General features: G+C 35.9%; 5 protein-coding genes. All 5 read right to left on the bottom strand.

The genetic code is table 11. The annotated features are described in order from the left end of the window. Nucleotides 1–125: 125 nt before the first annotated feature. The 5 genes from GSA01S_RS09145 to GSA01S_RS09125 all read right to left on the bottom strand — a co-directional run bounded on the left by GSA01S_RS09145 (nt 126) and on the right by GSA01S_RS09125 (nt 5,395). A complete protein-coding gene (locus tag GSA01S_RS09145) occupies nt 126–1,754 on the bottom strand; it encodes a glycoside hydrolase family 13 protein (protein WP_066126839.1) in 1,629 nt (542 codons plus the stop codon). Nucleotides 1,755–1,932: 178 nt separating this feature from the next. Continuing rightward, nucleotides 1,933–2,349, bottom strand: coding sequence for a DUF1801 domain-containing protein (locus tag GSA01S_RS09140; RefSeq protein WP_066126838.1), 417 nt, complete (start codon nt 2,347–2,349; stop codon nt 1,933–1,935). A 70-nt stretch (nt 2,350–2,419) separates the two neighbouring features. Then, nucleotides 2,420–3,370, bottom strand: coding sequence for a DUF4349 domain-containing protein (locus GSA01S_RS09135; RefSeq protein ID WP_066126836.1), 951 nt, complete (start codon nt 3,368–3,370; stop codon nt 2,420–2,422). Nucleotides 3,371–3,929: 559 nt separating this feature from the next. Then, nucleotides 3,930–4,364: a hypothetical protein gene (locus GSA01S_RS09130; protein ID WP_066126835.1), complete on the bottom strand. Its 435-nt coding sequence runs from the start codon at nt 4,362–4,364 to the stop codon at nt 3,930–3,932. Nucleotides 4,365–4,816: 452 nt separating this feature from the next. Beyond that, nucleotides 4,817–5,395 carry a hypothetical protein gene (locus GSA01S_RS09125; RefSeq protein ID WP_066126833.1) on the bottom strand — a complete coding sequence of 193 codons (579 nt, stop codon included), beginning with the start codon at nt 5,393–5,395 and terminating at the stop codon, nt 4,817–4,819. Nucleotides 5,396–5,737 lie beyond the last annotated feature (342 nt).

Raw genomic sequence — 5,737 nt, 5'->3', positions numbered from 1 at the left:
GTACTGGACTTTTTGCCCAGCCTCACCAAAAATTCCGTGACCCACACCATTTGACAAAGAGCCCAAAAAACCAAACATAATTCTAATGATGTGAACATGTTTGGTTCCTATTATCTATTCAATTATTATGCAATCTCCACTACAAAAGCTTCCCATGGAGCTAAGGTTAAGTTTTCTAGACTTGTATATTCTTGATCCATATTTTGGACAATGACTTCTTTAATGGTGTCATTCGTACTAAATGAGTTTTCTTCATTACTCATATTCGCCACGACTAACCATTTTTTGCCTTCATATTCACGGTAATAACTGAAGACCTCATCCGCTGTATCCAATAATTCAAAGTCACCCCAAACGACGATTGGATTGTCTTTACGTAATTGGATTAATTTTTGATAGGTATAGAAGATTGAATTTTTATCTTTTAAGGTGTCTTCTACGTTAATCTCAGTATAGTTAGGATTTAAAGCTAACCAAGGTGTGCCTGTTGTAAAGCCACCATTGTTCTCTGAGGTCCAAGCAACTGGACGGCGAGCATTGTCACGTCCTTTAGTATTAATCGACGTTAAAATATCTTCCTTATCATAACCTGCTGCGAGACGTTCATGATATAAGTTCACGGATTCAATATCATCAGCTTCACTAATATCGCTAATAGGCGTATTAATCATGCCAATTTCTTCACCTTGATAAATATACGGTGTCCCTTTTAACATGTGTAAGAGAATCGCAAATAATTTAGCACTACGCTCACGGTATTCGGTGTCATTTCCCCAACGTGAAATCACGCGCGGTAAGTCATGGTTTTCCCAGAATAATGAATTCCAACCTTCATCTTTTAATTCAACTTGCCATTTTTCAAAGACACGTTTTAAGTCTTTTATTTGTAAGGGTGCTAAATCCCATTTCTCTTTACCCTCTTGTTGATCTAATAAAATATGTTCAAATTGAAAGACCATTGATAATTCATTGCGGTCAGCACCTGAATATAATTTGGCAGTTTCAGGAGTCGCACTCCATGTCTCGCCTACCGTTAATAAATCATGTTTGCCAAACGTTGCTTGGTTCATTTCTTGTAAATAAGGATGTAATTTTGGTCCATCAACCGTTAGGCCTTCCATTGGTAACTTCCCGATTAGATCAATCACATCCATACGAAAACCACCGATTCCTTTATCAATCCAAAAATTCATCATGTCATAAACTTCTTGACGCATTTTTTCATTTTCCCAGTTTAAATCTGGTTGTTTCTTACTGAATAAATGTAAGTAATATTGACCACTGGCCTCATCGAATTGCCAAGCAGAGCCAGAAAAGTTTGAACGTAAATCATTTGGTGCACTACCATCTTCATTTGGATCTGCCCAAACATAATAATCACGGTATGGATTGTCTTTGCCTTTTTTCGCTTCGATAAACCAACGATGCTCATCTGAAGTATGGTTGACCACCAAATCCATCACGATCTTAATATCACGTTGATTAGCTTCGGCAATTAAACGATCCATATCTTCCATCGTTCCGAATTCTTCCATAATCGCTTCATAATCCGAAATATCATATCCATTATCATCATTAGGAGACTGATAAACTGGTGATAACCAAATCGCACCAATCCCTAATTCTTTTAAATAATCTAATTTTTCAGTGATACCATTAATATCACCAATGCCATCACCATCGGTATCATAAAAACTTCTTGGATAGACTTGATAAATGACAACCTCTTGCCACCATTTTTTAGTTTGTTCCATTTTATTCCTCCTTAGTAAACGCTTATTTCACAATTTATATTGTAACAAATTTACTACCATTTTTCGCTTGAAAATCCTTGTGCATTGTGGAGAAAAATAAGTAGCGAGTTGACGAGTAAGTGTTTCAAATACTAAAAATACCACACACCTTTCCCTCGGTGTGTGGCTCAAAACTCACTTATTTAACATCGTATTTTGCTTTGGTATATGCTAATGATTTTTCCAATAATTCTTCTAAGACGCTCATATCAATGTCGGCTAATTTATTAACATAAATACAGCCTTTAGCCTTATTAATCTTACCTAGCTTATCCAATAGCTCATCACGTTTAGGAAAATCTTGGTCGAGATACAAACTAATTTTCGCTTTTCGCGGTGAGAAAGCCAACAAGGTGGCATCGCCTTCGTGACCTGAATCATACACATATTGATATTGACCAAAACCAATAATATTAGGATACCAAACGACAGCATCTACGCCTGAAACACGCTCATATAATGCTAATAATTCATACGCATCAGCTTTTTTATTTTCAGAGGGTAAGCTATCAATTACTTCTGCTACTGTCTGTCCAGTTGGGGCAAATTTTGCCATTTTAATGCCTACTTTCTACTTAAAGTTTCGGTTCTTTGATGAGTAATGATTAATCGTCAACACACTCTAATTATTCTTTCGGCTCCTCAACAGGTGATTGTTCACCGTCTAATAAAATATTGTTGTTGCGGTCTACTTTAACGGCTCCTTCTTTTGAATTAAATTCTTGATTGATACCCATTTTATGTTTTAATTTATGGAACATCTTATATTGATGTTTGCGGATTAATAGGTATGCCACTGAAGCGACAAATATAAAGGGTGTCACTGACAAAGCCGCTACTAAACCAATCACTAATCCCCATGCTAAGATAAAGAAGAAGTTTTTAAAGACTCTCGCAAATGGTAACCAGAAAGGTAAACCTTCAGAAGTAAAGTAATCTACTTCACGTAAGGATAAAGTAAGCGTACTGAAATCTACTGATTCAGTTTGTTGAGTTTGTTGTTCTTCTAAAGCACGGATTTCATCTTCTAAAACAATTTTATCGGCTTCTAACTCTTCACGTTCGCTAAAGCGTAAATTATCGTCCTCTAATTTCTTATTAATCTCATCTAAACGAGCTTTTTTCACTTCAAGGGTTTCGCCAGTATTTCCAATATCATCCGTCACATCGCGACTTGAAATATTAAAGGATTGAACATGATAATTCTCTTTCAAAGCTTGCACAACTGTTTCAAAATTATCTTTTGGAATCTCTGCCACCACAGATAACTCCGTCCCTACAAAGTCGGTATAATGGTTAGTCGCATGGTTTGAATCTTGTGATTGAATAATACCGCCATTATCGGTAATTAATTTCATCACACTTTCAGCATCTTGATCATAGTTTTTCGTTTCTAAGGTTCCATATGCATCATAACTCACTTGTTGACTCTCAGAATAATAATCACTTGATGATTCTGAATATTGCTTGGCTGTATTATTATAAGAAGTATTAGTAGAAGTATAAGGTAAGGTTCCATCACATCCTGCTAATACAACCATTAAAGCGGCTAATCCAAATAATCTTTTCTTTTTCATTGGCTTGTACTTATCCTAGCCATCTAGGATAATACTCCTTTCTTGTCTTGATTGTTCTAACAATTTCCTTCAATATAACTATATTATATTTTAAGTGTAACAAAACTCAATTAGAAAAGCCTTTACAACGCTTTGATAAGGAGCGCTTTAATAAAATTTTAAAAATCTAAATAAGAGAGTGTACCTGGTGATGTGCTTGATGATTCTTACCCGTTGCAAAGTATCTTTTGATGGTTTTTGGACATCATCTTAATCAATGCGACCTGGTTTATGCAAAATTTCTTGTAGTTTGTGGATTTAACTTAGAACTAAACGAGAGCTTTCACCTACACAGGCAAACTTTTGCCGAATCGACAGTATTTTCATACATAAGTTTGTTTCTGCCGAAGCGAGAGCATTTCCCACATAGAAAAACCTCAAACTCAACAACAAAATTGCTCTACATAAATAGTCTTTAAATTAAGCGACTCCATTCACCCACACAAGCAAGTTTTAACCTCGTGATAAAATCCCACAAACAACCAGTCTCTAATCTTAACGCCCATGCTCCTGACTAACTTTACTCCACTTCCAGCCATTGCCATTGAAAATCAATGGTGACTTGATGAGACATTTTAAAAGCAAGATAGAGCTGTTGAGCTTCTTCAAGTGGCACACCTTCTCTTACATAAGCAAAGCCCTTTTGCCCATTTTTAGGACGGTACTCAATATGATAAGTCGTGCCAAAGCCGACACCATATAAATAAGTCTTCTGCTTGGCATCATCAATCCATTCTAATAACACATATTCATCATAAGCATTCACTGCCATGGTTAAGGCCGATTGAATGTCTTCTATCGATGGATCGGTAGTCGTTGTTTTATGCGTTGATAAATGTAACCCAGGCGTCACGATTTTGTGGACTGGATTAACATCTGGTGTATGAGTACTTAATGACTCCTCAGCTGATTTTTCGCTAGATGTTTTCTTCTTAAACCAATCAAATAATCCCATACTGATTCCCCTTTCATACTGACTCTATTTTAACAATTTTTCAAAGAAAATAAAATCGTTAACCGATAGAGAATGAATATAGCGTGAGGATCAACTAACATTTTGATTGACAAACAATCGATTTAATAAAAAAAGATAGCTTAACTAACCTTCGATAAAGATTAGCTACACTATCCCATTAATATTGTGATGGTAATTCCATTTGATTCAAAGTTTTTGGCGATGAGGCTTAGGAGTATGGTATAAACCTTAAGAATTCTGTTGTGTTCTAATAGTATATTTTATCGCGTAGTGGTTAATTGGTTTCAACTTTGCACAAATTAGACATACAAAGTGAGATTCATTTAATTTTCTACTTCTGGCCAAATGCTAACGGTGCAGATTTAGACAGACAAAGCAAAAACAAACATTTTTCTACTTCTGCTCACACTCAAAAATTATCATATCAACGATTATTCTTCACTTGTTTCTTGTGACGTCTCTACTTCGTTTTCAGCATTAGAATCCATTGTCGATTTAGCTTCAACTTCTTCCACATAAGTAAAGGTATAACCGTCTTTGTCAGTTAAATCGCCATTTTCTTCAACATGAAATTCCCATTCAAATTGAGTATTATTGCCCACTCGAATTCTTAAAATATTTTCGTCATTATAAAGTGAAGGTTGGTGAATGACGATGGCTAATTTAGGAAACGGTGCTACTTGGTCATAGGTGATTAATTCAATGAATGGCAAATCATCTCGTTGCTCAGTTGAGGGTTTCATATTGGGATTAATTAAACCAGTTAAACCATCATTGACAGCATTGCCCCATTTTAATAATAAAGAAAACAATGGATCTTCTTCGACTTGGGTAGCCGTGTCATATATTAACATGACTTGATTATCGCTAATAGAAATGCCTTCAACCATCGATTCACCGGTATATTGATAATAGCCTTCTGGAATGGTCAACTCAGCGGCATTCACTGGATTAGTCAAAAACAAAGAAATAAGCAACATAAAAACAACCAATAATGAACACTTTCTCATCATTTCCCCTACTTTCTCTTTAGATTCTAATTTAATTATATCATTTTTCGGGGGGGTATCAAGAACTTTCTTGCGATGTTTTCTAATGGGTGAAAATCGGTAAAACGTGTGGTTTAGACCGTAAAAGGGAGTGGGCATAAACCTTTTAAATTCTGTTCAGTCCTACCTATTTAATGAACTGCGCAGTGGCTGAGTGGTCTCAACCTGCGTCTTAATGAGTTAGGCATAAATTTGATTCATTCAATCAAGTCATTGCTCGATGTTTAAAAGCGCAGGGGTTGAGTGGTCTCAATCCGCGTCTTAAAGACTTGTCTGAGACCTACTCAACTGTGCGGGGGTGAA

The sequence above is a fragment of the Globicatella sanguinis NBRC 15551 genome (assembly GCF_001552295.1).
Lineage (GTDB): Bacteria > Bacillota > Bacilli > Lactobacillales > Aerococcaceae > Globicatella > Globicatella sanguinis.
Note: the sequence above shows the minus strand (reverse complement) of the source record. Positions and strands in the feature narration are given on the sequence as shown.